26 protein-coding genes and 1 tRNA gene are annotated in these 26,229 nt (G+C 68.5%); 17 read left to right on the top strand and 10 right to left on the bottom strand.

From position 1 onward, the window contains the following. The first annotated feature begins 54 nt into the window (after positions 1–54). The 5 genes from zrgA to ACXN5S_RS04150 are packed head-to-tail and all read left to right on the top strand — an operon-like array spanning position 55 to position 3,681. Positions 55–714 carry a zinc uptake protein ZrgA gene (gene zrgA, locus ACXN5S_RS04170; RefSeq protein WP_458604142.1) on the top strand — a complete coding sequence of 220 codons (660 nt, stop codon included), beginning with the start codon at positions 55–57 and terminating at the stop codon, positions 712–714. Positions 715–717: 3 nt separating this feature from the next. Beyond that, positions 718–1,416, top strand: coding sequence for an ABC transporter ATP-binding protein (locus ACXN5S_RS04165; protein WP_458604141.1), 699 nt, complete (start codon positions 718–720; stop codon positions 1,414–1,416). Further along, on the top strand, positions 1,413–2,663 hold the full coding sequence (locus ACXN5S_RS04160; protein WP_458604140.1) for an ABC transporter permease: 1,251 nt from the start codon (positions 1,413–1,415) through the stop codon (positions 2,661–2,663). The genes ACXN5S_RS04165 and ACXN5S_RS04160 overlap by 4 nt, the downstream gene beginning before the upstream one ends. Positions 2,664–2,674: 11 nt before the next feature. Beyond that, positions 2,675–3,199 (top strand): DUF3299 domain-containing protein, encoded by a 525-nt coding sequence (locus ACXN5S_RS04155; RefSeq protein WP_458604139.1) that lies wholly within the window; start codon positions 2,675–2,677, stop codon positions 3,197–3,199. After that, positions 3,193–3,681 carry a DUF3299 domain-containing protein gene (locus ACXN5S_RS04150; RefSeq protein WP_458604138.1) on the top strand — a complete coding sequence of 163 codons (489 nt, stop codon included), beginning with the start codon at positions 3,193–3,195 and terminating at the stop codon, positions 3,679–3,681. The genes ACXN5S_RS04155 and ACXN5S_RS04150 overlap by 7 nt, the downstream gene beginning before the upstream one ends. A gap of 42 nt (positions 3,682–3,723) precedes the next feature. Here ACXN5S_RS04150 and ACXN5S_RS04145 read toward each other — a convergent pair whose 3' ends face one another. From ACXN5S_RS04145 to ACXN5S_RS04120, 6 genes are all read right to left on the bottom strand, one after another. Further along, entirely contained in the window at positions 3,724–4,497 is a 774-nt protein-coding gene (locus ACXN5S_RS04145) for an ABC transporter ATP-binding protein (protein WP_458604137.1), read from the bottom strand. After that, entirely contained in the window at positions 4,494–5,501 is a 1,008-nt protein-coding gene (locus ACXN5S_RS04140) for a FecCD family ABC transporter permease (RefSeq protein WP_458604136.1), read from the bottom strand. The genes ACXN5S_RS04145 and ACXN5S_RS04140 overlap by 4 nt, the downstream gene beginning before the upstream one ends. Before the next feature lie 197 nt (positions 5,502–5,698). Further along, positions 5,699–6,673 (bottom strand): ABC transporter substrate-binding protein, encoded by a 975-nt coding sequence (locus ACXN5S_RS04135; RefSeq protein ID WP_458604135.1) that lies wholly within the window; start codon positions 6,671–6,673, stop codon positions 5,699–5,701. Next, on the bottom strand, positions 6,670–7,698 hold the full coding sequence (locus ACXN5S_RS04130; protein ID WP_458604134.1) for an LLM class flavin-dependent oxidoreductase: 1,029 nt from the start codon (positions 7,696–7,698) through the stop codon (positions 6,670–6,672). The genes ACXN5S_RS04135 and ACXN5S_RS04130 overlap by 4 nt, the downstream gene beginning before the upstream one ends. Before the next feature lie 316 nt (positions 7,699–8,014). After that, positions 8,015–8,302 carry a DUF6525 family protein gene (locus tag ACXN5S_RS04125; RefSeq protein WP_458604133.1) on the bottom strand — a complete coding sequence of 96 codons (288 nt, stop codon included), beginning with the start codon at positions 8,300–8,302 and terminating at the stop codon, positions 8,015–8,017. A 241-nt stretch (positions 8,303–8,543) separates the two neighbouring features. Continuing rightward, a complete protein-coding gene (locus ACXN5S_RS04120) occupies positions 8,544–9,296 on the bottom strand; it encodes a GntR family transcriptional regulator (RefSeq protein ID WP_458604132.1) in 753 nt (250 codons plus the stop codon). 170 nt (positions 9,297–9,466) lie between these two features. On the opposite strand from ACXN5S_RS04120, the gene ACXN5S_RS04115 reads away from it, so the two are divergent. The 11 genes from ACXN5S_RS04115 to ACXN5S_RS04065 all read left to right on the top strand — a co-directional run bounded on the left by ACXN5S_RS04115 (position 9,467) and on the right by ACXN5S_RS04065 (position 22,781). After that, positions 9,467–10,411 (top strand): ABC transporter permease, encoded by a 945-nt coding sequence (locus tag ACXN5S_RS04115; RefSeq protein ID WP_458604131.1) that lies wholly within the window; start codon positions 9,467–9,469, stop codon positions 10,409–10,411. 3 nt (positions 10,412–10,414) lie between these two features. Then, positions 10,415–11,302 (top strand): ABC transporter permease, encoded by an 888-nt coding sequence (locus tag ACXN5S_RS04110; RefSeq protein ID WP_458604130.1) that lies wholly within the window; start codon positions 10,415–10,417, stop codon positions 11,300–11,302. Beyond that, positions 11,299–12,264, top strand: a complete 966-nt coding sequence (locus tag ACXN5S_RS04105; protein WP_458604129.1) for an ABC transporter ATP-binding protein — start codon at positions 11,299–11,301, stop codon at positions 12,262–12,264. The genes ACXN5S_RS04110 and ACXN5S_RS04105 overlap by 4 nt, the downstream gene beginning before the upstream one ends. Positions 12,265–12,267: 3 nt before the next feature. Beyond that, positions 12,268–13,314, top strand: coding sequence for an ABC transporter ATP-binding protein (locus ACXN5S_RS04100; RefSeq protein ID WP_458604128.1), 1,047 nt, complete (start codon positions 12,268–12,270; stop codon positions 13,312–13,314). 24 nt (positions 13,315–13,338) lie between these two features. After that, complete coding sequence (locus ACXN5S_RS04095) at positions 13,339–14,901, top strand: ABC transporter substrate-binding protein (RefSeq protein WP_458604127.1); 1,563 nt, start codon at positions 13,339–13,341, stop codon at positions 14,899–14,901. Positions 14,902–14,989: 88 nt separating this feature from the next. Further along, on the top strand, positions 14,990–16,303 hold the full coding sequence (locus tag ACXN5S_RS04090) for an MFS transporter (protein WP_458604126.1): 1,314 nt from the start codon (positions 14,990–14,992) through the stop codon (positions 16,301–16,303). A gap of 46 nt (positions 16,304–16,349) precedes the next feature. Next, on the top strand, positions 16,350–18,350 hold the full coding sequence (locus ACXN5S_RS04085; protein WP_458604125.1) for a CocE/NonD family hydrolase: 2,001 nt from the start codon (positions 16,350–16,352) through the stop codon (positions 18,348–18,350). A gap of 157 nt (positions 18,351–18,507) precedes the next feature. After that, the gene (locus tag ACXN5S_RS04080) at positions 18,508–18,939 is read left to right on the top strand and encodes a MarR family winged helix-turn-helix transcriptional regulator (RefSeq protein ID WP_458604124.1); all 432 of its coding nucleotides are present in this window, start codon (positions 18,508–18,510) and stop codon (positions 18,937–18,939) included. A 55-nt stretch (positions 18,940–18,994) separates the two neighbouring features. Then, positions 18,995–19,495, top strand: coding sequence for a (2Fe-2S)-binding protein (locus ACXN5S_RS04075; RefSeq protein WP_458604123.1), 501 nt, complete (start codon positions 18,995–18,997; stop codon positions 19,493–19,495). Beyond that, positions 19,492–20,472 carry an FAD binding domain-containing protein gene (locus ACXN5S_RS04070; protein WP_458604122.1) on the top strand — a complete coding sequence of 327 codons (981 nt, stop codon included), beginning with the start codon at positions 19,492–19,494 and terminating at the stop codon, positions 20,470–20,472. The genes ACXN5S_RS04075 and ACXN5S_RS04070 overlap by 4 nt, the downstream gene beginning before the upstream one ends. After that, on the top strand, positions 20,469–22,781 hold the full coding sequence (locus ACXN5S_RS04065; protein WP_458604121.1) for a xanthine dehydrogenase family protein molybdopterin-binding subunit: 2,313 nt from the start codon (positions 20,469–20,471) through the stop codon (positions 22,779–22,781). The genes ACXN5S_RS04070 and ACXN5S_RS04065 overlap by 4 nt, the downstream gene beginning before the upstream one ends. A 47-nt stretch (positions 22,782–22,828) precedes the next feature. Here the strand turns inward: ACXN5S_RS04065 and ACXN5S_RS04060 are convergent. Then, a tRNA-Ser gene (locus ACXN5S_RS04060) sits at positions 22,829–22,918 on the bottom strand. A gap of 176 nt (positions 22,919–23,094) precedes the next feature. On the opposite strand from ACXN5S_RS04060, the gene ACXN5S_RS04055 reads away from it, so the two are divergent. Beyond that, on the top strand, positions 23,095–23,919 hold the full coding sequence (locus ACXN5S_RS04055) for a DUF2059 domain-containing protein (protein WP_458604120.1): 825 nt from the start codon (positions 23,095–23,097) through the stop codon (positions 23,917–23,919). A gap of 32 nt (positions 23,920–23,951) precedes the next feature. Here ACXN5S_RS04055 and ACXN5S_RS04050 read toward each other — a convergent pair whose 3' ends face one another. From ACXN5S_RS04050 to ACXN5S_RS04040, 3 genes are all read right to left on the bottom strand, one after another. Continuing rightward, positions 23,952–25,088: an MFS transporter gene (locus tag ACXN5S_RS04050; protein ID WP_458604119.1), complete on the bottom strand. Its 1,137-nt coding sequence runs from the start codon at positions 25,086–25,088 to the stop codon at positions 23,952–23,954. Beyond that, positions 25,085–25,609, bottom strand: coding sequence for a TetR/AcrR family transcriptional regulator (locus ACXN5S_RS04045; protein ID WP_458604118.1), 525 nt, complete (start codon positions 25,607–25,609; stop codon positions 25,085–25,087). The genes ACXN5S_RS04050 and ACXN5S_RS04045 overlap by 4 nt, the downstream gene beginning before the upstream one ends. Positions 25,610–25,820: 211 nt before the next feature. Then, positions 25,821–26,174, bottom strand: coding sequence for a hypothetical protein (locus ACXN5S_RS04040; RefSeq protein WP_458604117.1), 354 nt, complete (start codon positions 26,172–26,174; stop codon positions 25,821–25,823). Positions 26,175–26,229 lie beyond the last annotated feature (55 nt).

Raw genomic sequence — 26,229 nt, 5'->3', positions numbered from 1 at the left:
ATCGTATTGCCGGGCAGGCCTCGACCTCACCGGCTGACTGAACAGGAGAGGCGCATGCCCAAGATGATCCGCAACATGACCCCGCTGGCCGCCGGCCTGAGCGTTCTGCTTGGCTCTGCAGCCTGGGCCCAGGACGAGCACCGCGAGCTTGGGGCGCATGAGCACGGCGTCAGCACGCTCGACATCGCCATCGAAGGCAGCGACATTGCCCTGATGCTGCACGCGCCGGGCGCCGATATCGTGGGCTTCGAATACGAGGCCGAGAGCGACGAAGACGTTGCCGCCGTCGAAGCTGCGCTGCAAACCCTCTCCGACCCGCTGGCGCTATTCGACTTTGGCGCGGATGCCGGCTGCACCGTCTCTGCCGCCGAGGCGGAAGTGGTTCACGGCGATCACGACGAGCATGACCATGAGCACGCCGAAGAGGACGATCATGACGAGCATGAAGACAGCGAAGACGAGGATCATGATGACCATGACGAGCACGCCGATCATGACGAGCACGATGAAGACCATGATCACGACCATGAAGGCGGCCACAGCGAGTTCGAGGCGGTCTATTCCATCACCTGCACCGGGCCTGTGACCGAAATGACCTTCCCCTACCTCGACGCCTTCCCGAATGCGCAGGAGATCGAAGTGCAACTCATCACCGAGACGGGGGCCAGCGCGGCCGAAATCACGCGCGACGCTTCCCAGCTCGCGCTCAACTGAGCGATGAGCGTTTCCGCCCTCACCCTCACTGGGTTGCTCCATCAATACGACGGTGGGGGCGGTTTCACGCTGCGCTGCCCCAATTTCGAAGTCGGGCAGACCGAAAGCGTTCTGCTCCTCGGCGAAAGTGGCTCTGGCAAGTCGACTTTGCTCAGCCTGATCTGCGGCATCCTCGCCCCGAAAGAAGGGCAGATCGACATTGCCGGCACCGAGATGTCGAAGCTGAAACCGGCGGCGCGCGATGCCTTCCGCGCCGAACATATCGGCGTCATCTTCCAGCAGTTCAACCTGCTGCCCTATGCCTCCGCGCAGGACAACGTCCTGCTGCCGCTGCACTTTTCCTCCGCCCGCCGCGCCCGCGTGTCCGACCCGCCAGCCCGTGCCCGGGCGCTGCTCGCCGCGCTCGGCCTGCCGGAAGGGACGGCGGCCAGCGCCGCGCGCAACCTCTCGGTCGGCCAGCAGCAGCGCGTCGCTGTGGCCCGGGCGCTGATCGGCGCGCCCGAGCTGATCGTGGCCGACGAGCCCACCTCGGCGCTCGATGCAACCACGCAGGGCACTTTCCTCGACCTGCTCTTCGATCAGTGCCGCGCCGCCGGATCGGCCCTGCTCATGGTCAGCCACGACCCCCGCATAGGCGACCGCTTCGACCGCGTCGTGCAACTCACCGACATCGTCACAACTGAGCGGGCCGCTGCCGCATGATCTTTCGCCTCGCTTTCGCCTCGCTCCTCGCGCGGTCACTGACCGTTGGAATGACCGTTCTGTCCATCGCCCTCTCCGTCGCCCTGTTCCTCGGGGTGGAGAAGGTGCGCACCGGCGCCCGCGCCAGCTTCGCCGACACGATCAGCAACACGGACCTCATCGTCGGCGCCCGCTCCGGCTCCGTCCAGCTGCTGCTCTATTCCGTCTTCCGTATCGGCAACGCCACCAACAACGTCACCTGGCAGAGCTATCAGGACATCGCGGCCCGCCCCGAGGTGGACTGGATCGTGCCGATCTCGCTGGGCGACAGTCACCGGCAGTTCCGGGTCATGGGCACGACCGCGGAGTTCTTCGACCGCTACAAGTATCGCGGCGGGCGAGACCTTGCCTTTGAAGACGGCCACGGGCTGGAGGATCTCTACGACGCCGTTGTCGGCGCCGACGTGGCGGAGACGCTGGGCTATTCGGTCGATGACCCCATCGTCGTCTCGCATGGCCTCGCTTCCTTCACCGAGCACGAAGACCAGCCCTTCCGCATCGCCGGCATCCTGGAGAAGACGGGCACCCCCGTGGACCGGACGGTGATCGTCAGCCTCGAAGCCATCGAGGCGATCCATGTCGATTGGCAATCCGGCGGGCGCATCCCCGGCCAGACGACACCGGTCGAGCAGATCCGGCAGATGGATCTGACACCCACCGCCATCACCGCCGCGCTGGTTGGGACGGAATCCCGCCTGCAGATCTTCGGCCTGCAGCGCTGGATCAACGAGTATCCCGAAGAGCCGTTGCTCGCCGTGCTGCCCGGCGTGGCGCTGCAGGAGCTCTGGGCCATCGTCGGCGTGGCCGAGACGGCGCTGATCGGCGTCTCCGCCATGGTCGTCGTCACGGCGCTGATCGGCATGATGGCGATGATCTTCTCCTCGCTCAACGAGCGACGGCGGGAGATGGCGATCTTCCGGGCGATGGGCGCCAAGCCCAGCACGATCCTCGGCCTGCTGGTGCTGGAGGCGGCGCTGATGGCCGCCATCGGCGCGCTCGCCGGCATGGCGCTGCTCTATGCCGCGCTCGCCATCGGCCGGCCGCTCATCGATGCCGCCTTCGGCCTCTGGCTGCCGCTCGACCCGCCGAGCCTTCGAGAGCTGCAGACCCTCGGCGCCGTCATCGCCGTTGCCGTCATCGTGAGCCTTCTGCCAGCGCTGCGGGCCTACAGACTGTCACTCGCAGATGGTATGATGGTGCGGACATAAGGAGACCCGCCATGCCCGCCTCCCTCTCCCTCGGCCGACGCACGCTGCTTTCCCTCGGTGCCGGCGCCCTTGCCGCACCGCTGATGCCCCGCGCCGCCCTCGCGGCCGACCCGATCGAGATCACCTGGGACGATCTGGTGCCCCCGGGCACGCCGTGGCCAGAGATCGCGGGGCAGGGCGTCTATGACGAGGTCAACGACATCTGGCGCCCGGAATGGGACGAGAACGGCCTGAAGATGAACACGGCTTATGACGGCAAGCTGATCCGCATGCCCGGCTACATCATCCCGATGGAGACGGGGGCGGATGGCGTGACGGAGTTCATCCTCGTGCCCTACGTCGGCGCCTGCATTCACGTGCCGCCGCCGCCGCCGAACCAGCTGGTTTATGTCACCACCGAAGAGCCCTGGGGCAATGACGACATGTGGACAGCGATCTGGGTGACGGGCGTCATACGCACAGAGGCCAGCTCCACCGAGATCGCCGAGATCGGCTACCGCCTGACTGCTGAAGAGATCGAGACCTACGTATGGTAACCCGCCGCACCTTGCTCGCTGCGCTGCCGGCAGGGCTGCTCGCCCGCCCGCTCTATGCTGCACCCATCGATCTGGAATGGGAGGATCTGGTGCCCCCCGGCGGCGCGGCGGCGCCCGACCTATCCGGCCTCGTCGAGCACGATGAAGCCAGCAGCCTGGCCGCGCAGCAGCCGATCTCTACCGGCGTGCGCTCTGACTGGAACGGCGAGACGGTGCGCATCGCAGGCTTCATGATCCCGCTCGACTACTCCGGCACCGGGGTCAGCGCCTTCATGCTGGTGCCCTATGTCGGCGCATGCATCCACGTACCGCCGCCGCCGGCGAACCAGCTGATCCTGGTCACCACCGAGCGCCCCTACGAGTCCGAGGGCCTCTTCGAGCCGATCGTCGTCACCGGCATGTTCGGCGCCGCCTCCGTCTCCACCCAGCTCGCCGATATCGGCTACGCGCTGTCGGCGGACCGCGTGGAGCCTTACCGCTAGGAGCGTGGGCCGGTCGGAAAGCTCCGGCACCGCTGAGACTGATCACGCCGGCAGCAGCCAGATCTTGCCGGTCGTCGGGTGCCGCTGGACGATCATCTCCGCACCCCAGACCTCGCTGACCCGCTCCGCCGTCAACACGTCGTCCGGCTTGCCCGTCGCCACCACGCGGCCCCCGTCCAGCACGCAGAGCCGGTCGCAGAACATGGCGGCGAGGTTGAGGTCGTGCAGCGCGGCGATGACCGTCACGCCGATCTCGCGGACGAAGCGCAGCAGCGACAGCTGGTAGCGGATGTCGAGGTGGTTCGTCGGCTCGTCGAGCACCAGGATGCGAGGCTGCTGAACCATGGCTCGGGCGAGCAGCACCCGCTGGCGTTCTCCGCCGGAGAGGGTGCGGAAGGGGCGGGCACGAAAACTCTCCAGCCCGAGGAGGGCGACGGCGGCGTCGATCAGGGCGTGATCGTGGGCGCTGTCGGGCTCCAGCAGGCGCTTGTGGGCCGAGCGGCCCATGGCGACGACCTCTTCGACCGTCAGGGGGAAGTCGGAGGGCATGTCCTGCAGGACGGCGCCGACGCGTTGGGCCACCCACGCGGCGGACTGGCTCCAGGCATCCTCGCCATCCACCAGCACCCGGCCCGCGGTGGGGCGGTTGATGCGGTAGATGGTGCGCAGGAGCGTCGACTTGCCGGCGCCGTTGGGGCCGAGGAGGCCGACCATCTCGCCGGGCGCCACTTCCAGCGAGGCGTTCTGGACAAGCGGCCGCCCGCCGGCCTCGAAGCTCACCCCCTCCAGCGCCAGGCGGCCCGGCGGCAGGCTCACGGGGCACCTGCAAGCGAGCGGGCGTCACGGCGCAGGAGCCAGATGAAGAACGGCCCGCCGACCAGCGCGGTGACGATGCCCACCGGCAGCTCCAGAGGCGCGATGATCGAGCGGGCGACGAGGTCTGCCGCGATGGTGAAGGCCGCGCCGAGGAGAGCGACGGCGGGCAGGGCATGGCGGTGATCGGCGCCGACCATGAGGCGCACGATATGCGGCATGATGAGGCCGACGAAGCCGATGACCCCGGCGACGGCCACGGTGATCCCGGTCAGCGCGGCGGTCAGCACGAACATGGCGCGGCGATGCGCCTCGACATTGAGGCCGAGCGCCACGGCGCTCTCGTCGCCCGCCATCAAGAGGTTCAGCCGGCGCGCCTGCACGAGCATCACCGCGAGGCCGAGGGCGAGGGCGGCGACAGGGATCGGCAGCAGCTTCCACTGCGCGCCGCCGAAGCCGCCGAGCGTCCAGAACAGCACGCGGGCGGCGAGCTGGGGGTCGGGCGAGGTGAGGACGAGGAGCGAGGTGAAGGCCGACAGGACGGCGCTCATCGCCACGCCGGCGAGGACGAGCCGCGTCGGTGTCATCCGCCCGCCGGTGCGGGCGATCCAGAAGACGATTGTGAGCGTCGCGAGCCCGCCGAGGAAGGCGGCGATGTGCAGCGTGAAGGCGCCGAGCGTCACGAGGCCGAAGCGCATCACGACCACGGCGCCGGTCGCCGCGCCGGAGGAGACGCCGAGGATCGACGGCCCCGCCAGCGGGTTGCGCACGATGGCCTGGATGACCATGCCGCAGACGCCGAGGCTGGCGCCCACGACGGCGGCGAGGATCACCCGCGGAACCCGCGTCTGCACCACGATGATCTCGTAGGCCTCGCGCCATGTCGGCTCGAAGAGCCAGCCGCCGCTGATCCAGTGCAGGAAAATCGCTGCCGCCGTGCCCGCCGGGATATGCACCGAGCCGATCATCAGCCCGGCCAGCCCGGCGATCACGACGAGGGATGTCATACCGGCGAGGGCGAGGAGGTGTCGCCCTCGCCGGGCGCCGGCGCTGGGATATCCGCCGGCATGCGCGGCGCCCGGTGGAGGCCGGGACGCCGCAACTTTGGAGGGCGGCGGACTGCGCAGGATCGCCAGAAGCTCGGCGCGGTGCCGATCCTCGGGGCTGGTCTCCTCCGCCGGGGGTGCCGCCACCACTCGCATGGCTACTCGAACGCTCCGGGGTGGAAGGCGCGGGCCAGCTCCTGAAGCGCGGTCACAGAGCTCGGCCCCGGCTGGCCGATGACGGAGGAGATGGTGATGAAGTTGCCTTCCTCCACCGCCGGCACGCCCGCGATGATCGGCTGGCTCATCAGGAAGTCCACACGGGCCTGGCCGATGTTGTTCGACGGATCGTCCACGACCTGCCCGCTCTCGGTGCCCGAGTAGAACACCACGATGTACTCCGGCGCCTCGGCCACCAGCTGCTCCCAAGAGGTGCTGCCGTAGCGGTTGTTCTCCTCGCCGAGGATGTTCGTGGCCCCGGCCCGCTCCACCACGTGGCTCAGCATGGTGTTGCCGAGCACGGCGCGGGGCGCATCCTCGCCGCCATTGTAGATGAAGACCGGGATCGCCTCGGTCCCCTCCAGCGCCGCCTCGACCTCGGCGACCTCACCTTGCATCTCCTCGATCAGCGCCTCGCCCCGCTCCGGCACGCCGAAGATGCCGGCGACGGAGCGGATCTCGCCATAGAGCTCGTCGAAGCCGAAGCGGCCGAGGTTGCAGCCCTCGGTGTTCAGCCGCGTCTTCATGCCGAGGTCATGCAGCTGGTCGCGGGTGTGGCGGCTTTCGGAAAAGCCGTCGGGGTAGCCGGCATAGACGAAATCCGCCTCGGCATCGATGAGCTGCTCGGTGGTAGCGACGAGCGGCGAGAGGATGGGGATCTCGTTATAGGTCGCCTCGTATTCCGGGCTGATCTGCATGCCGGCCATGTAGGAGGTGCCGGCCATATGGTCCTCTAGCCCCAGAGCCAGCATCAACTCGGTGGCGTTGTTGGAGAGGGTGACGGCCCGCTCGGGCGCGGCCTCGTAGGTGGTCTCCACGCCGCAATTGTCATCCGTGTAAGGGTAATGGCTGTCCTGCGCGGCGGCGCTGCCGGCGATGAGGGCGAGCGTGGCGGCGGTGGTGAGATGTCGCATCATGATGTGGCTCCTTGGCTGACGCGTGGGGCCGGGGCCCGGCTGCTGGCGAAGGCGGGCAGCACGGTCTGGGCGAAGAGGTCAATAGTGCGCTCGGCCTCGGCCAGCGGCAGGGCGCCGTTGGCCGAGGGGAAGAGGCGGATGGAGTGGACGCCGGTGCGGGCGGTCAGCGCCTCGATCTGGGCCGCGCAGGCCTCCGGCGTGCCGGCGATGGCATGGCCCTGCAGCATCTCGGCACGGGTGCGGGGCGGGGGAGGGGCCTCGCCCTTGGCGTCGGCGCGATCGGCCCTGCGCTTGTTGAGGAGGGCGAGGAGGGCCTGCAGCTTCTCCTCCGCCACCGCCGCATCGCGGTGAATGATGATGTAGCGCGAGAGAGAGGAGGCGCGGAGGGGCGCGCGATCCTCTCCCAAGGCCTCGGTGAAGGGGCCGATCTGGCGGGTCTCGTTGGGCTCCAGCGACAGGAGCAGCGGCAGCCGCCGTTCCACCGCGAGCGCCATGGTCTCGGGCGAGACGGCGGCGACGTAGACGGGCGGGTGCGGACGCTGCACCGGCGGCGGGCCGACGGTGACATCCTCGAACTGCCAGGTGGGGCCGGTGGCGGAGACGGGCGCGCCGCTCCATGCCTTTAGCATGATGTCCAGCGCCTCGCCGAAGCTCTCCTTCGCCTCAAGGGGCAACCCGAGCGTCCTGAAAGTGCCCGGGTTGGTCCCCCGCCCGACGCCGACATCGATGCGGCCGCCGCTCTGAAAGTCGAGCTGCGCCACCTGTTCGGCCAGCATGAGCGGGTGATGCAGCGGTAGGACGAGGATCGACGTGCCGAACCGCAGCCGCTCTGTCCGCGCGAGGATGGCCGCGCCGAGCAGCAGCGTGTGCGGGTAGGGATTGGTCGCGCCGCGGAAGTGGAATTCGTTGAACCAGATGCCGCCATAGCCCAGCACGTCCGCCCGCTCCGCCAGCCGCATGAGCCGGGCATGGTCGCCGAGCGTATCGTCACGGGCGAAGCCGGCGAGATCGAAGCGGATGCTCACGGGCGGTCCCTCCGGCGCAAGATGACGGCGCCCGCCGCGGTGGCGGGACGGTTGCTGAATGACATGAGGCCTCCTCCCGGTGCTCGCCGGCTCCTCCGGTGGTCTGGTTAGCATGGGGGTTGGGTGGTGGGAAGCTAAGATGCTGCTTTTATTGATAAAAGAACATACCCTAGGGGGGTATGCTACGTGGAGAAAGGACTTTCCGGGCCTGTCTTCGCCTTGCGAAAGGGACGGGCCGCTGAACCCTCTTTCCAGCTTCTGAAGCCGGGACTTTCCGCTATCGCGAAGCCCCGCCAGCCAACTCGTGCCATCCGCCTCACTCTCCCCACCCCGAGGCAAAGGGATGCGCCGCGCCCCAGACGCGAGCCGCGTCCTTGGCGACCAGCCGGTGCTCCATCGCGTCGAGTTCTCTCAGCGCCGTCTCCGGGCAGCCAGTGCGCTCCAGTGCCTTTCGGTAGGCGCGGCGGACCGAGCCGGGCCGCCAGGGCAGCATGGCGCCGGCCACCCATTTCCGCAGAGGGGCGGGCAAACTTTCGAACTCGCGCATGGCGTCTCCCTCGCGCCCGCGTTTCTTCAGGCTGGTGCGCCCGAGGTTGTGGGACATGTGCGGGCCCTTTCTCGCAAATGCCGAACCGGTAGGTGCATTGCTGTGTCGCCGGCTCGGCTGTACCGTCCGACCAGATTCGATACGTTATAACATAACTACTAACTGGCGGGTTTCTGGTGGGCAAGTCAGAGGGAGCGAAAAGCTTGCGCTCAGTCTCCGACCAATGCGGGCGCGTAAGCTCAGGAGCGTGAGACGTCCCGCGAAGGTCCGCCTCTCGCCCGACGCTACAACAGCAGCATTAAACCCTCGTCAGCCACCCCAGGCTTCGGCTCTGCGAGGTGAGGACGGAGAGGAGCGCCTGACGGGAGCTGTCGATATGGGCGACCATCGAGGCGCGGGCCTGGGCGGCGTCGCCGGCGCTGATGTGGCGGACGATCTCGAAATGGTCCTTGTGGTCGGGCGCGTAGAGCGCAGGGGACTTCCATTCCAGAAAGAAGAACCGTTCGAATTCGCGCAGCGCCTGCACGGCGGTGCGATGAAGCCGGGCGTTGCCGGCGGCCAGGGCAACGGATTCGTGGAAGACGTTGTTGAGCTGGTTCTGCGCGCTGATCCGTTCGATATCGTTGCCGGCGAGCGCATGCTGCTCGTCGTTGGTCGCGTCAGCCAGATAGGTCAGCTCGTCGATGGCCTCGTTGCCCGCCCGTTCGGCGGCGAGAGCGGCGCAATCACCCTCGATGGCAAGGCGGAAGTCGAAGATGTCGTCGATGTCAGAGACATGGATCGGCGTCACCTGATAGCCGCGCCGGGGAATGGCCTGCACCAGGCCCTCGACCTGCAGGCGTAGCAGGGCCTCGCGAACGGGCGTTTTGCTCATCGCCAGCTTGGTGGCGAGATCGGCTTCGATGAACTCCGAGCCGGGCGCCATTTCGCAGCTGACGATTCGCTGGCGAATCGTGGCGTGGGCCTGATCGGCGAGCGAGGCGGGCTTCAGGTCGGGTTCCGCTGCGTCAGGCTGAAGCTGATAGGCGCGTTCTGTTCGCGGGCCGCTCATTCTCTCCCCAAAGCCTCCATCTTCGCGCTGACAAACCGGGCGCCGGACAGGGCGCTGCCGGCCAAATGACCCTTAAGGTCTTGCGCCCTGCCGGGCAATGTCTGTCGTAATATATCACAGTGAGTATCTGATATGAGAGACGACCGGGGGCGGTCGGGAAGGGGACGATCTTGGGGGCATATCTGGCGCGGCGCGTCTTTCTGGGGCTGGGGGTGCTCATCATCGCCCTGCTTGTCCTGTTCGTTCTGATCTACGCGGTGCCCGGCGATCCGGCGCAGATCGCCCTCGGCCCCCGTGCCAGCGAGGCGCAGAAGATCGCCTTCCGCGAGCGCATGGGCCTCGATCAGCCGCTCCTCGTTCAGGCCCTGCGCTTTCTCGGGCAGATCCTGCGCGGCGACATGGGCAATGACCTGCTCACCCAGCGGCCCGTCGCCGATCTCGTCTTGGCCGCGCTGCCCCGCACGGTGATGCTGGCGGTTACCGGGCTCGGCTGGGCCATCGTCATCGGCCTTCCGCTCGGCGTCATCTCTGCTTTGAAGCCCAACAGCCTGATCGACCGGATCGTCGGTGTCATCTCCACCTCCGTCGTCGCGCTGCCGGCCTTCCTGATGGCGATCTACGGGCTGATGCTCTTCTCCGTCACCCTGGGCTGGTTCCCGGCCATCGGGGCAGGGGAGCCGGGCGATTTCGGCGACCAGGTCAGCCATCTCGTCCTGCCGGCACTGGCCGTGGGCCTCGCCTGGGTCGGCTATATCGCACGGCTCGTGCGCGTGGCGCTGATCGAGACGCTGAGCGAGAACCATGTGCGCACCTACCGCTCCTACGGCGTGTCTGACCTGCGCATCGCGCTGCGTTTCGCGCTGCCGATTGCCGTCGTGCCCGTCGTCTCCGTGCTCGGGGTGGGGATGGGCAACCTGCTCTCCGGCGCCGTGCTGGTGGAGGTGGTGTTCTCGCGGCCCGGCCTTGGCTCGCTCGCCTATGACGCCGTCATCAGCCGCAACTTTCCGGTGCTGCTCGGCGCAGTGGTGGTGACGACGGGCCTTTACGTCACCGCCAACGTCCTCGCCGATGCCGTCATCGGCCTGCTCGACCCGCGCGTCGCGGAAGGGGGCTGAGCCATGACCGACGTCACCGCCTTTCCCGCCCGCCGCGGCCTGCGGCTGCAGCTCGCCCAGGGGCCGCTCCAGCGCCTCCTGCGCAATCCGGCCGGCGCCGTTTCGCTCGCCGTGATCCTGCTGCTCTTCTTCGTCGCCATCTTCGCGCCGCTCGTTGCGCCTGACGATCCCATCGCCATCTCGCCGCGCGACCGGATGCAGGGGCCGTCGCTGGCGCATTGGCTCGGCACCGACCAGCTCGGCCGCGACGTGCTGAGCCGCATCATCTTCGGCACCCGCACCGCGCTTCGCGTGGCGCTGACAGGCACCGCCGGCGCGCTGGCCGTGGGGCTGACGCTGGGGCTCGTCTCGGGCCTCGCGCCCAAGTGGCTCGACAGCCTGCTGGTGCTCATCAACGACTCGCTGAAGGCGCTGCCGCTGGTACTATTCGCCCTGGCGCTCGTCTCGATCTACGGGCCGTCGATGGTGACGCTCATCGTCGTCATCACCATCTCGATGGCGCCCGGCTACTTCCGCGTGGTGCGCAGCCAGGTGATGGTGCTGCGCAACGCCGACTATGTGACCGCCGCCGAGGCGATGGGGGCCTCGAAGCTGCGCCTCGCCGCCTCGCATCTGCTCCCCAATCTCCTCGGCCCGATCCTTGTGCTCATCGCCATGGATATCCCGGCCGTCATCGGCATCGAGAGCGGGCTGAGCTTCCTTGGCCAGGGCGTGCAGCCGCCCGAGGCGAGTTGGGGCAACATGCTGTCGGAGGGCTACGCCTATCTCCGCCAGGCGCCGCATATCGCGCTGACCGCGGGGGCGCCCATCGTGCTCGCCACCATCGCCTTCACCTTCTTCGGCGAGGCCCTGCGCGATGCGCTCGACCCGCGGGCGAGGGGGCGGTCATGAGCGCGGTCCTGTCCCTCAACGACGTCTCGGTGAACTACGCCAAGGGCCGCGGCCATGTCGCCGCCGTGCGCGGGGTGACGCTGGAGCTGGCGGCGGGCGAGACGCTGGGGCTGGTCGGTGAGAGCGGCTCGGGAAAGTCGAGCCTCGCCTCGGCGATCACCGGCCTCTTGCCGAACGGCGCGCATGTGACCGGACAGGTGCTCTTCGAGGGGCAGGACATGGCCGCTATGGGCGCCGACGCCCAGCGCCGATTGCGCGGCAGCGCCATCGCCACCATCGCGCAGGACCCGTTCACCTCGCTCAACCCCGTCACCCGCATCGGCCGGCAGCTCGTGGAGTTCCAGCATTGGCGCGGCGAGGGGCGGCGGGCGCTCTGGGCGCGGGCGGAGGAGATGCTGACGCGGGTAGGCCTCTCCGACCCGGGCGCGCGGATGAAGCAATATCCGCACCAGCTCTCCGGCGGCATCCGCCAGCGGGTGTCCATCGCCGCGGCCCTGCTGGCCGGCCCGCGCCTTCTGATCGCCGACGAGCCGACCACGGCACTCGATGCCACGACCGAGGACCAGATCATCGAGCTGATCCGCGAGGCCCGGCGCCTGATCGACGGGGCCGTCGTCTTCATCACCCACGACATGGGTGTCGTCCGCCGCCTGTGCGACCGGGTCGCCGTGCTCTACGCCGGCGAGCTGGTGGAGACCGGGCCGGTGGCCGAGGTGATGGCCGATCCCAAGCACCCCTACACCCGCGCGCTGCTCGAATGTGACCCGGCCAGCATCGTCACGCCCACGCGCCACCTGCCGACCATCCCCGGCACCGTACCGGCCCCCGGCGCCCTCCCGCCGGGCTGCATCTTCGCGCCCCGTTGCGCGATGGCCGAGGCGGAATGCCAGACCACCGCGCCGGCGCGCCGCCCCCTGGGACCCGAAAGGGCCAGCGCCTGCCACTTCGCGGGAGCCGTCTGAGCCATGCCAACGACACCCAACCTGCCGCTCCTCGAAATCAACGACCTCGTCGTTCGCTACCCCTCCGGCACGCTTATCGAGCGGCTGCGGGGCGCGCCGCATGAGGTGACCATCCTGCCCGGCGTCGCCCTACGCATCGAACGCGGCGAGACGCTCGGCCTCATCGGCGAGAGCGGCTCGGGCAAGACGACGCTCGGCCGCGCCGCCCTTGGCCTGACGCCGATCTCCGGCGGCACCATCCGCATCGGCGATGAGGTCACCTCGCAGGCCTCGGGCCAGACCTGGGCGCGCATCCGCCGCAATGTCGGACTGATGTTCCAGGATGCCCAGGCCGCGCTCGACCCGCGCATGAGCATCGGCCGCTCGGTGACGGAGCCGCTGGTGATCCACCGGATGCTCAAGGGCGACCGGATGGACAAGGCGGTGGAGCTGCTCGGCAAGGTGGGCCTCGGGCCGGACTTCGCCCGGCGCTACCCGCACGAGATCTCCGGCGGCCAGGCGCGGCGGGTGACAGTAGCACGGGCGCTGGCGCTCGACCCCGCGCTGGTCATCGCCGACGAGCCGACGGCGGGACTGGATCTGTCGGTGCAGGGCGAACTCCTCAACCTGCTCAACGAGCTGCAGGAGCGGCTGGGCGTGAGCTTTCTGCTCATCACCCACAACCTCGCCGTGGCGCGCCATGTCACCGACCGCATCGCCATCATGTATCTCGGCCGCATCGTCGAGACCGGCCCCTCGGCGCGGATCTTCGCCGAACCGGCGCATCCCTACACCCGTGCGCTCCTCAAGGCGCGGGCAGTGGGCGGAGCGCCCGCCGCGCCGCCGATCGAGGGCGAGGTGCCCAGCCTGAAAGCCCGGCCCTCGGGCTGCGAGTTCCACACCCGCTGCCCGCGCGCCACCGACATCTGCCGCGCCATGGCGCCGGAGCGGCGGGCCATCGGGCCGGGCCATATCGTCGCCTGCCACCATGCCGAAGCGGGGCAGGCCGCACCCGAGATGTCCAACGTCACGCCTCTGCCACGTCAGGCAGCGCGCGCCACCAGCATTTGAAGACCCACTTTGGAGAAACGACACATGACGGAAATCAAGCTCAACAGACGCCAGGTGATGCAGAGCCTCGGGGCAGGGGGCCTGGCCCTCTCCGCCGGCAGTCTCTTCTCGGCCGGCGCCGCCTTCGCGCAGGACGGCACGACCCTGCGCATCCGCAACGACGGCGACATCCGCCGGCTCGATCCGGCAACCCGCGGCGGCTGGTATGACGAGACCATCATGTTCGCTATCTTCAGCGGCCTGATCCGCTACCCCTCCGGCGACGAATGGGGCTGGGAGCTCGATGCTGCCGAGAGCATCGATGACAGCGATCCCTTGCACATCGGCTTCACCCTGCGCCCCGGCATCATGTTCACGAACGACTTCGGCGAGCTGACGGCCGAGGATGTGAAATTCTCCTACGAGCGCTTCCTCGACCCCGCGGTCGACGCCGTCTACGGCTCTGACTGGGTCGCGCTCGACAGCGTGGAGGTCACAGGCACCTACACCGGCATCATCCACCTCAAGCAGCCCTTCGCGCCGCTCTTCACGTCCACCATGCCGCATGCCTCGGGGCTGATCGTCAGCAAGGCTGCGCTGGAAGCCTCCGGCGGCGCGGTGATCGAGACCGACCCGCTCGCCTGCTCCGGCCCCTACCAGATCGGCGAGTGGCGCCCGCGAGAGCGGATCAGGCTGACGCGCAACCCCGGCTGGACCGGCCCCGAGCCCTATTACGACGTCATCGAGCTGCTCCCGATCGACGATCTGACTGCCGCCGAAACCGCCTTCGATGCCGGCGACCTCGATGCGACGCAGATTGCGGTGAACTCCATCCCGGTGCGAGACCCCGAGGCAGACAACCTCGTCGTCAAGCCGGCCCTTGCCTACACATGGCTCGGCATGAACGTCGAAAGCGAGAAGCTGCAGGACGTGCGGGTGCGCCGCGCCATCCAGCGAGCCATCGACCCGGCCGAAGTGGTCGTCGCCACCTTCGGCGAGGCCGTGACGCAGGCGTACGGCATCGTCCCGCCGCCGCTGCTCGGCGCGCGCTACGAAAACCTCTATCCCTACGATCCCGCGGCGTCGCAGGAACTGCTCGCAGAAGCGGGGGCCGAGGGGCTTGAGGTGACGCTGTTCTTCGGCGCCGACCCCGACCTCCTCATCGCGGCTCAGGTCATCCAGGCCCAGCTCGCCGCCGCGGGCATCAAGCTGAACATCCGCCAGATGGATGGCGCCACGCTCACCGCCCAGCAGCAGGACAACGAGGGCGGCACCCACAAGGAGATCGAGCTCTTCTTCAACACCTTCACCACCGCGCCCGACCCCTCCTGGGTCACCGAGTGGTTCACCTCCGGCCAGATCGGCGTGTGGAACTTCCAGCGCACCGGCAGCGCCGAGTGGGACGCCAAGAACGCGGCGGCTGCGGAGGAGACCGACCCGGAGGTTCGCGACCAGATGTATGTCGAGCTGCAGAACGAGCTGGAGGAGACCGGCGCATATGTCTTCCTCTACCACGGCGTGAACGCCTGGATCTCGAAGCCCGACGTCGAGGCCGCTTACTCGGCCGACGCGCAATGGGCACTGCTGCGCGACTTCAAGGGCGTCTGAGCGCCCCTTGCCCCGGAGCGGCATGCTCCGGGGCCTTTCAAGACCCAAGGCAAGCCCGCCGGCCCCGGCGCGGCAGGAGTAACTGAACGTGACGACCTCACCTGTGGTGTCGCCGGCGCTTGCGCGCTGGCGGCGGGCCTTTCGCGCCCTGAGCCATCCGCAATACCGGCGCTATTTCTTCTCACAGGTTCCAATGGTGGTGGGCAGCTGGATCCACTCCATCGCGCTTGGCTGGCTGATGTGGCGGCTCTCGGCCTCACCCTTCATGCTGGGGGTGCTCGCCGTCTGCGACCTTGGCCCCACGTTCCTGCTCGGCCCCGTCACCGGCACGGTCATCGACAGGGTCGACCGGCGCAAGCTGATGCTGACGCTCCTCGGCCTCAACTTCACGCTCGTCACCTTCCTTGCGGTGATGACCGTCACCGATAACGTGACCATCGGCCTCCTTCTGGCGATCACACCGCTTATCGGCATCGTGCAGGCCTTCGACAGCCCCACGCGGCAGACCTTCGTGGCCGAGCTGGTGCCGCCGGAAGACCTGCGCAACGCCCTGGCGCTCAACTCGCTGCTCTTCAACTCGGCCCGCCTGATCGGCCCTGCCATCGGCGGGGTGGTGGCCGCCTGGGTGGGGGAGGGCTATGCCTTCTTCCTCAAGGCGCTGGCCTTCCTCGCCCCCGCCTATGTCGTCGCCACCATGACCCTTCCCCATCGCGATCCGGTGAGCCGAGGCCGCTTTTTCGACGACATGGCCAAGGGCCTCGCGTTCGTGCGCACGCATAACGAGGCGGGTCGCATCCTGATCCTCGTCGGCATCTGCTCCTTCACCTCGGTGCCCTATTTCTCGTTCCTGCCGGTGCTGGCGGGCGAGATGCTGGGCGCGGATGCGGGACTCGCCGGCACCCTCATGTCGATCTCCGGCATCGGCGCCGTCGCCGCCGGGCTGACGCTGACATTCTCGGACAAGCTCGACGGGATGCGCTTCTGGCCCGTCTGGTCGGCCTTCGGCCTGGGCCTGCTGCTCATCGGCATGGGGCTCTCGACGAATGTCTGGCTGACGGCGCTTCTGGCGCTGCCGATGGGTTTCGCCATCCTCAGCCAGAACCTCGCGTCGAACACGCTGCTGCAGCACTTCGCCCCGCCCGGCTACCGGGGGCGGATCATGGCGATCTATTCGATGATGATGCTCGGCACCGTGCCCATCGGCTCTCTCATCGCCGGCGCCGTGGCCGACGCCATCGGCATGCCGGCCGTCTTCGTCATTGGCGGCGTGCTCTGCTCCGTCACCGCGCTCGGCGCCGCCTGGCACCGCGCCCGCCATCCCGGCCCCGGCCTCGACGGGCCGGACATCGTGCCCGAACGCAGCGCGGCCAATGCCGCCCGCTCCATCCCGCCCGCGCCCTGAGGCGCAGCCCCACCACCCGCAGGGAACCCAGAAGAAAGGACCCCCCATGCAGAATTTCACCGTCAGCGTGACCAGCGACACGCCGGCGCCCTTCCAGCAGATCACCATCCCGCTCTCGGACGGCACAATCCTGCACGCCCGCCTCTGGCTGCCGGAGCAGCCGGCCGCCGAGAAAGTGCCGCTCGTGCTGGAATGGATCCCCTACCGCCAGTCCGACGGCACGGCCCTCCAGGACAGTATGATGCACGGCTATTTCGCTGAGAACGGCATCGCCGCCGCGCGGGTAGACATTCGCGGCTCCGGAAACTCGGAGGGGCTGCTGATCGACGAATACCTCAAGCAGGAGCAGGACGATGCCTGCGAGGTCATCGCCTGGTTCGCCGAGCAGGAGTGGTGCAACGGCAATGTCGGCATGATCGGCATCTCCTGGGGCGGCTTCGCCGGCCTGCAGGTCGCCGCGCGCCGCCCGCCGGCGCTGAAAGCCATCATCACCGCCTGCTCGACCGACAACCGCTACACCGACGACGTGCATTTCATGGGCGGCGCGCTGCTGCACGACGGGATGCAGTGGGGGTCGGGCCTGTTCTCGCAGCTCGGCCGCCCACCGGATCCGGCGCATGTCGGCGACGACTGGCGCGAGATGTGGCTGAAGCGGCTCGACGGCATCAAGGAGCCGCCGCTCGCCCGCTGGCTGGCCCATACCGACTACGACGACTTCTGGAAGCACGGCTCGGTCTGCGAGGATTACAGCGACATCACTGCTGCCGTCTGGGCCGTGGGCGGCTGGGTCGATGGCTACACAGATCCGATCCTGCGGCTGATGGAGAACCTGCCCGGCCCGAAGAAGGCCCTGATCGGACCGTGGACCCATATGTATCCCACCTGGGGCCAGCCCGGGCCACAGATCGGCTTCCTGCAGGATGCCATGCGCTGGTGGAAGCACTGGCTGATGGATGAGGACACCGGCATCATGGACGAGCCGCAGCTGCAGCTCTGGCTCGGCAAGGATCCTCTGCCCGACACCCGCAACCCCGAAATCGGTGGCCGCTGGATCGGCCTGCCAGCCTGGCCGCCGGAAGCGCCGGACCAGCTGTTCTACCCCGATGACCGTCGTCTCTCGCCGGAGCGCGGCGCGACCGAGGAGACGATCGTTCTGGACTCGCCGCTCTCCATCGGCACATGGGGCGGCGAGTGGTGCCCGCTCGATGGCGGCGGCAACGGGCCCGAGTTCGCCGGCGATGCCCGCGCGGATGACGGCATGTCGCTCTGCTTCGATACGCCGCCGCTCGACGAACCGCTCTTCCTGGTCGGCATGCCGGTGCTGAAGGTGCGTCTCTCCTTCGAGGGTCCGCGGGCGCTGATCGTCGTGCGCCTGAACGAGGTCTGGCCCGACGGCACCTCCGGCCGCGTCACCTTCGCCGTCCGCCGCCTCAAGCGGCCCGAGGGCGTGGCGCCGGGCGAGCCCTTCGAGGCGGAGGTCCCGCTGAAAGGCGTGGCACACGAGTTCACGCCCGGCCACCGCATCCGCGTGGCTCTCTCGACCAGCTACTGGCCGATGGTCTGGCCGGAGCGGGAGAAGAACGCGATCACGCTGGAGCCCGGCACGATGTCGTTCAACCTCCCCGGCATGCCGCCCGAGACGGATCACACCCAGCCCGATTACGGCCCGGCCATCCATGCCTCCCCGGTGCCGTCCGAAGTGCTGGAGCCCGGCGCGATCGCCCGCGACATTGTCTGGCACCTCGGCAGTGGCGAGGTGGAGATGGTGGTCACCAACCGCCGCGCCACCTGGGAGCTTGGCGGCATGGTCATGGCTGGCAACGGCGGCCACACCAGCGTCGTCGACCCACGCGACGGCAGCAAGACCCGCGCCACCTTCGCGGCCAGCTCGCGCTACTGGCGCGAGGGCGGGTGGCAGGTTCGGCTGGAGACCCGCTCGCATGTCTCCTGGAAGGACGGCCAGCTCTGCCTCGACGCCAGCTACGAGGCCTTCGAGGGCGACGAGAAGGTCTTCGAGCGCAGCTGGAGCGAGGCGTTCGACTACTGAAGCGACGCGTTGGCGGCGGGCTAGGTGCCGCCGCCAACGATACTCGGCTTGCCGTGAAAAGGTAGCCGGAAGCCCTGCCACACGGGCGCCGCTCGGCGCGCGACCTGCGTCGCAACGGGCAATAGCCATCGCCAGCCGCTCGGCATATATCGACCGCATGACGCAGCCGACCGACCAGCAACTCGAAGATCTCAGCGCCGCTCTGGAGGCGTTCACCCGGCGCTACAAGCTCGCTACCTCTCATGAGGGCAAAAGCGCCCTGAACGAGCTGGACAAGCAGATCCTGCTCCACGTCGCGCACCAGCCGGGCGTGGGCCCGACGGATGTTGCGCGACTGCTCGGCACCCCGGCCACGACGACGACCTCCGCCACCGACCGTCTGGTCAGGCGAGGCCTGATCGAGCGGCATCGCCCCGAAGAGGATCGCCGCGCCGTCGCCCTGCAGCCTACGGCCTCGGGGAAGGCGCTGACGCAAGATCTGATGCGCGCCTACAAAGACCTTTGCGCCCAGATGCTTGCGCCTCTCACGCCGCAGGAGCGCGACACGATCATCGGTCTTATGGCGAAGATCGTTTACATCGAAACTTGAATACTCCGAATTTCGCCGTATCATCCACGAAGAGCGGCGGAGCAGGGAGTATTCCATGGCCATCACAGTCAACGACACCGCATACGATCCCCCGGCCGATGCCCGGGTTTCGCTTCTCGATTTCCTGCGGGAACATGTTCACCTCGCCGGCACCAAGGTCGGCTGCAACCAGGGCGCCTGCGGGGCCTGCACGGTGCTGGTCGATGGAGAGCGCGTTCTGTCCTGCCTCACCCTCGCGGCGCAGGTCGACGGGCGCGAGGTGACGACCATCGAGGGGCTGGGCTCGGAGCAGGCGCTGCACGAGATGCAATCCGCCTTCATCGAGAACGACGCCATGCAATGCGGCTATTGCACGCCCGGGCAGATTTGCGCCGCCACCGCCCTGCTGCGCGAGATCGAGGCAGGCGTGCTGAGCTACGTCACCGCAGACCTCTCCGCCAAGCCGCCTCTGACCCGCGAGGAGATCCGCGAGCGCATGAGCGGCAACCTGTGCCGCTGCGGCGCCCATAACGGCATCATAGAGGCCGTGTATTCGGTCGCGGAGGGCCGGCAATGAACCCCGTCACCTACGCCCGCGCCGCCAGCGCTGCAGATGCCGTCAGCCTGGAGGCCGGCTCTAAGTTGCTCGGTGGCGGCACGAACCTTGTGGACCTGATGCGCAAGGGCGTCGAAACGCCCGCGCAGCTTGTCGATGTCACCGGCCTGTCCACCGCCATCGAAGAGACAGAAGACGGCGGCCTGCTGATCGGCGGCGCCGTGCGCAATGCGGCCCTCGCCGCCCATCCGATGGTACGCACGCGCTACCCGATGCTGACGCGGGCCATCCTCGCCGGGGCCTCGGCCCAGATCCGCAACATGGCGACGGTGGCGGGCAACGTGATGCAACGCACCCGCTGTGCCTATTTCGCCGATGTCGCCGGATCGTCCTGCAACAAGCGGAGCCCCGGCAGCGGCTGCGATGCCATCGGCGGTGTCGCGCGCTACAACGCAATCCTTGGAACCTCGCAATCCTGCATCGCCGCGCATCCCTCCGACATGGCCGTGGCGATGGTCGCGCTCGACGCGCAGGTGCATCTGCAGGGCCCGGGCGGCGAGCGCAGCCTCCCGCTGAACGAGTTCTACCTGCTGCCCGGCGACACGCCGCATCGCGAGACAGCCCTTGCGCCGGGAGAGATCATCACCGCCATCTCGCTGCCCCCGTCGGGCATCGCGGAACACGCGACCTACCGGAAGGTGCGCGACCGGGCGAGCTATGCCTTCGCCCTCGTGTCCGTCGCGGCCGGGCTGCGCATGGAGGGCGAGACCATCACCGAGCTGCGCCTCGCCCTTGGCGGCGTCGGCACAAAGCCCTGGCGTGCATCGAAGGCCGAGGCGCTCCTGATCGGCGAAGTGGCCATGCCAGAAGCAATCGCCCGCGCGGCGAAAGCGGAACTGGCGGACGCCGTCACCCAGCCTGCCAACGCCTTCAAGACAGACCTCGCAAGGCGCACGATCTGCGCTGTCCTAGGCACTCTTTCGGAGCAAGCACGATGAGCAACTTTCAGAACTTCCTCATCGGATCGGTCCGCACCGCCGTCGGCTGGGTGCCCGGGACGTGGCTTCCCGGCGGCTCCCCCGACCCGCTGATCGGCACACATGGCGAGGTGGGCCGGCAATCGGCCCTGAACGATGCGCCGCAAAAGGTGACAGGCACCGCCCGGTTCGCCGCCGAGGTCGCGGTCGACGGTCTGTGCTACGCGTCGCTCTTGCATGCGCCGATCACGCGCGGCCGGATTCGAACGCTGGAGACAGCCGCCGCCGAGGCCGCGCCTGGGGTGCTGGCGGTCGTCACCCATCGCAACATGCCCCGGCTGGGGACGCCCCCGCTGATGGGGACGGCCAACCTCTCGGCTGTCGGCAACAGCGACCTGCCGGTCCTTCAGGACGACAAGGTGCATTACAACGGCCAGGTCGTGGCCGCCGTGATCGCAGCCACGCAGGAAGAGGCCGACCATGCCGCCTCGCTCCTCACCATTGCCTATGAAGAGAGCGCCGCCCCGACCGACTTCGACGCCGGCAAGGCAGAGGCCCGCACCATTCCCAGCCTGCTGATCGAGCCAACCCGGCAGAGCGCCGGGGATGCCGAAGGCGAGCTGGCCCGCAGCGCCTACAAGGTCGATCAGACATATACGACGCCTTGGCAGAACCATAACGCCATCGAGCTGCACGCCCTGACGGTGATCTGGGAGGGCGAGCGCCTCACCGTGCACGACGCAACCCAGATGATCGCCGCAACCGCCACGACCCTCGCCAAGCTCTTCGGGCTCAAGCGAGAAAACGTGCGCGTGCATTCCCCCTTCGTGGGCGGCGGCTTCGGCGCCAAAGGCTTCTGGGATCACCAGATCATCGCCGTCGCCGCGGCGCGCATGGTTGGCCGGCCGTTGCGGCTGATGCTGACGCGGGAGGGCACCTACCGGATGATCGGCGGGCGCAGCCAGACTGAGCAGCGGGTCGCCATCGGGGCGGACGAGGAGGGGCACTTCGCCTCGCTCATACATACCGGATATTCGGTGATGCCGCCCTATGGCGCCAGCCCCGAGGCCTATACCCTGGGCACCCGCGGCATGTACCGCGCCAAGAGCTACGCCTTCGGCCAGCGCCATGTCGATCTGGCCGTGGTGCCCAATACCTTCATGCGTGCCCCCGGAGAGGCCGTCGGCACCTTCGCAGTGGAGAGCGCGGTGGACGAGCTGGCCCATACCATGGGCATCGACCCGGTAGAGCTGCGCCTGCGCAACCTGCCCGATGTGCACCCGGTCTCCGGCACGGCCTTCTCGCAGCACGCGCTGGACAAGGCCCTCAAGGACGGCGCCGAGCGGTTCGGTTGGGCGCAGCGATCGGCCGATCCGGCGACGCGGCGCGAGGGCGAATGGCTGCTCGGGATGGGCTGCGCCTGCGGGAATTTCCCCTATGCCCGGATGCCGGGCTCTGCAGCGCGGATCACCCTGCATGCCGACGGCACCGCGACCGTCGCCTGCTCTGCGCAGGATATGGGCATGGGCACATCGACGGTGCAGAGCCAGCACGCGGCCGACCGCCTCGGCCTGCCGCTGCAGGCCGTGCGTTTCCAGATGGGCGATTCCGACCTTCCCGCCGCCGCTGTGGCCGGCGGATCGGCGCAGACCGTCTCCATCGCCGGGGCGGTGATCGCGGCGGCGGCCAAGCTGTCCGGCGAGCTGCTGCGCCTGGCCGGCAACGCAAGCCCGCTCGCCGGGCTGCGCGCCGGCGACGTGAGGTTCGAGCGAGGAGGGCTGGTTGCAGTGAACGATGCCGACCGATTTGAGAGCTTCGCTTCGGTCCTGAGCCGGGCCAACCGCGACGAGCTATCCGTGTCGGCCAGCGGCACGATGCCCATGGAGCTCTTCAAATATGCCATGCACAGCACCTCGGCGGTCTTCGCCGGAGTGCGCGTCAGCTCAGTAACCGGCGAGGTGCGGGTCGACCGGATGCTGGGGTCGTTCGACTGCGGCACGATCCTCAACCCGCGCACGGCGACGAGCCAGTTTCGCGGCGGCATGATCATGGGCCTCGGCCTCGCGCTGACGGAAGAGACGGCCTACGATGATCGCACCGGCCGGATCATGAACCCCTCGCTGGCGGACTACCACGTGCCCGCGCATCTGGACGTGCCGCTCATCGACGTGATGTGGACCGGCATCCCCGACCCCCGCACGCCCCTGGGCGCCCGCGGCATCGGCGAGATCAGCATCACCGGCGTCGCGGCAGCGGTGGCCAATGCTGTCTTCAACGCAACCGGCAAACGCGTGCGCGATCTGCCGATCACCTTGGACAAGGTGCTGTAGGAGGGCATATTTTCGGGGAAGCGCTTGCCTGCACAGGGGCAGGCAAGTGGCGGAGAGACAGGGATTCGAACCCTGGGACCCCGTGAAGGGTCAACGGTTTTCGAGACCGCCCCGTTCGACCACTCCGGCACCTCTCCGTGATCGCCCGCGCCGTCTAAGGCCTCCAACGGTCGCTTGCAAGCCCCTTCCGTGCGGCGCGGGCGCACTCGCACTCCCGCCTCCCTGACAATCGCGCGACGGGCGGGCAGGGGGCCTTGGCGGGGGTGGGGCGCGCTCCTATCCTCGGTCAAACTTCAAGCTCAGGAGCCTGCTCATGCGCGCCTCTCTCGCCGTCGCCCTTGTCCCCCTCGCCACCGGCCTGGGTGCGCCGGCCTGGCCCGATGCCGAGCAGGTGGGGCAACTTGCCGAGGCGATGCAGCTGCCCGGCATCATCCACATCATGCAGCTCGAGGGCGTCGAATACGGCAATTCCGTCGCCAGTCAGCTCTTCCCCGAGGCGCCGCGCGGCGAATGGGAGAAGCGGGTGGCCGCGATCTACGACGAAGACGAGATGCGCCAGACCGTGCTGGCGAACCTCACCGACGAGCTGGAGGGTGAGGACATCGGCGCGATGATCGACTTCTTCACCTCCGAGCCCGGAATCACCATCGCTGGGCTGGAGGTCGAGGCCCGAGGGGCGCTGCTGCAGGACGATGTCGAAGAGATGGCCCGAGAGGCCGCCGCCATCGCCATGGCCGACGAGACGGCGCGCCAGCAGCAGCTGGAGCGTTTCGTCGCGGCCAACGATCTGATCGAGGCGAATGTGCAGGGCGGGCTGAACGGCTCGCTCAACTTCATGCTCGGGCTGGCGGATGGCGGCGGCTTTCCCACAATGAGCGAGGGGGAGATCCTGCAGCAGGTCTGGGAGTCGGAGCCGCAGATCCGGCAGAGCACGCGGGAATGGACCTATTCCTTCCTGACGCTGGCCTACGAGCCCTTGGACGATGCCGCGCTCGACGCCTACATCGCCTTCTCCGAGACAGACCCGGGCCAGGCCCTCAACGACGGGCTCTTCGCCGCCTTCGACGAGATGTACAACGACATGAGCCGTGAGCTTGGCCAGGCGGCGGCGCGCTTCGTGGTGGGGCAGCAGCTTTAGCGCGGCTGGCCCTCCCGTGTGCATTCCGTAGGCTACGCCGCCGCGCCGTCAGCCCCGCGTCTTGCCCGGAAGACCCCCGCGACGAGCGCGAGTAGGGCGAAGCAGGTCACAGCCGTCCCGGCACCCGGGCCTGCCATCAGAAATCCGAAGAGCGGCGCGCCGGCGGTCTGGCCGATGGCGATGGTCAGAAACCCGATCATGAGCCCGGTCGCGGGGCGGTCCGGCAGGGCGCGGATGCCCCAGACGAGGTAGACCCCCGTCAGCATCAGATAGGCCGCGCCGAAGAGCGTGCCTCCGATCAAGGCGAGCGGAGGCGTAGCGATGCCCGTTCCGACCGCGACGATGCCTGCCGCCATCAACCCCAGAGACGTCCAGTGCACAGGGTCGAGCCCGAAGCGGCCGATGAGCGAGCCCGCCCAGGCGCCGGCCAGGCCGCCCACGCCGATGCAGGTCCAGAGAAGGCCGGTTCCGGTCGGCCCCCAGCCCAGCTGCTGAGAGACCAGCTGCCCCCCGAACGACCACAAGGCCGTGCTGGCCGCCCCCATCAGGAGCGACGCGGAAATCAGGCGCAGCACAGGGCCCGTCACCGGGGGCAGACCGCCAGCGCCTTCGCCGCCGCGGGAGGCCGGCAGGGTGACCGCCGCCGTGACCGCGAGCACCACAGCAAGGGTGGCGAAGGCGCCGAAGGCCAGGCGCCATTGGCCGGCAATGGCCAGGGCGATCGGTCCCGTCAGCGCCACGCCCGCGCTTGTGCCGGCATTGATGACGGTGTTCGTCATGTCCTGACGGCTCTTTTGCACCGCCGCTGCAACCGCGGCGGCCATGGGCGGCGAGGCGAGGCCTGTGCTCGACCCGGCCACCATCACGGCTGCGGCAAGGATCAGGGGCGACGGGGCGAGGGCGATCCCGGCCATGCCGACGGCAGCGACGATGGCGGCGCCGATGGCGACAGCGCGCGCGCCGATCCGCTCTGTCAGCACCGCTGAGGCGATGATGGCCATGCAGTAGCCAGCAAACGAGCCGCCGGAGATGATGCCGCTGAGCGAGGGGCCGAGGCTGAGATCAGCGTCGATCTGCGGCAGGAACAGGCCGAAGGCGAAGCGGGCGAAACCGTAGCAGAGCCCGATCAGGCAGAAGCCTGTTACGCCGATGCGGAAGGCGGGGCTCATGGCCGCGCCCTCTCCATCAGGATGGCCGCGGCCGCCCGGGCGGCAGACACAGCATCTGCCCCCCTGTAGACGGCGGCATGGGTCGCTCCCTCAAGGAGCACCAGCACCTGCTCGGCGAGGGCGGGGTCTTCGCGCCCGAGGTCTGCGGCAACCACCTCTACGATCAGCTGGTGGAACGCCGTCTTATGCGCCGCGACCGCCTCGGCGATCTCGGGCGTGTCGCCCCCGGTCTCTGCCCGCGACCGCAGGAACAGGCAGCCCCGCGTGCCCTCGACGCGCACCCAGTCTTCGAGCGCTGCAAAGAGGGCGTCGACGCTTTGCACCTCCAGCCGGGCCATGAACCTCCTGTCGCGCTCGGTCAGCACCCGGGCCATGAGCTGCACCTTGCTGCCGGCGTGCTTGTAGAGCGTCCGGCTCGACATGCCCGCCGCTTCCGTCAGCCGGTCCATGCCGGTGGCCATGTAGCCGTGCCGGTCGAAGAGCCGCTCGGCGGCGGCAGTGAGCTTGGCCGTCATGTCCATGGAGAGCCTCCTTCGGTGTCCATGGACAGCAATGTAAAACGAACGTTTTACATTGCAAGTCGGCAGGGCCTAAGGGTCGGCCAAGTTCAGCACCGATGACACTCAACCTGCGCGGGCTCTGGCCCGGCACCTGTGGGCTAATACCGGGCAGGGATAGTCGGCAGTGAGGAAGCACAGCGCGAGGGGCAGAAAAGGCCCCGCGCGCCGCGCCTCACCCGTTCGCCATGAACGCAGCAATCAGAAGCGTGTAGTTCGACCCGTAGATCTGGTCGTCGGCCCTGAGCGCACCGAGCACCAGCGGCTGGCGGGCCGGGGGCACGCCGGCGGCGGTGAAGGCAGCGTTGAGCAGCGGGCCGGTGCCGGCATCCACTTCGGCCCAGAAGGCGGGCGGGTCTGTCTTGACGATGCGCTCGACTTCGCCGCGCCGGTCGGCATAGCCGGGGTCTTCCGCGGCGGCGCGGGCGGCGTAGTAGGGCCAGGTGACGGGGTTGTCTCTCGGGTCGCTGGCGGCGCAGGCCGACAGGGCAAGGCCGGCGGCCAGGATCGGGATCAGGATGGGGCGCATGGAAGCTCCTTGAGGGCTTGACTTGAAAGGGACATGCGCAGATAAGCCCGCATCC

Source organism: Pseudoroseicyclus sp. H15 (assembly GCF_054353345.1).
The sequence above is the reverse complement of the archived record's forward strand: the minus strand, read 5'-3'. Positions and strand labels throughout refer to the sequence as shown.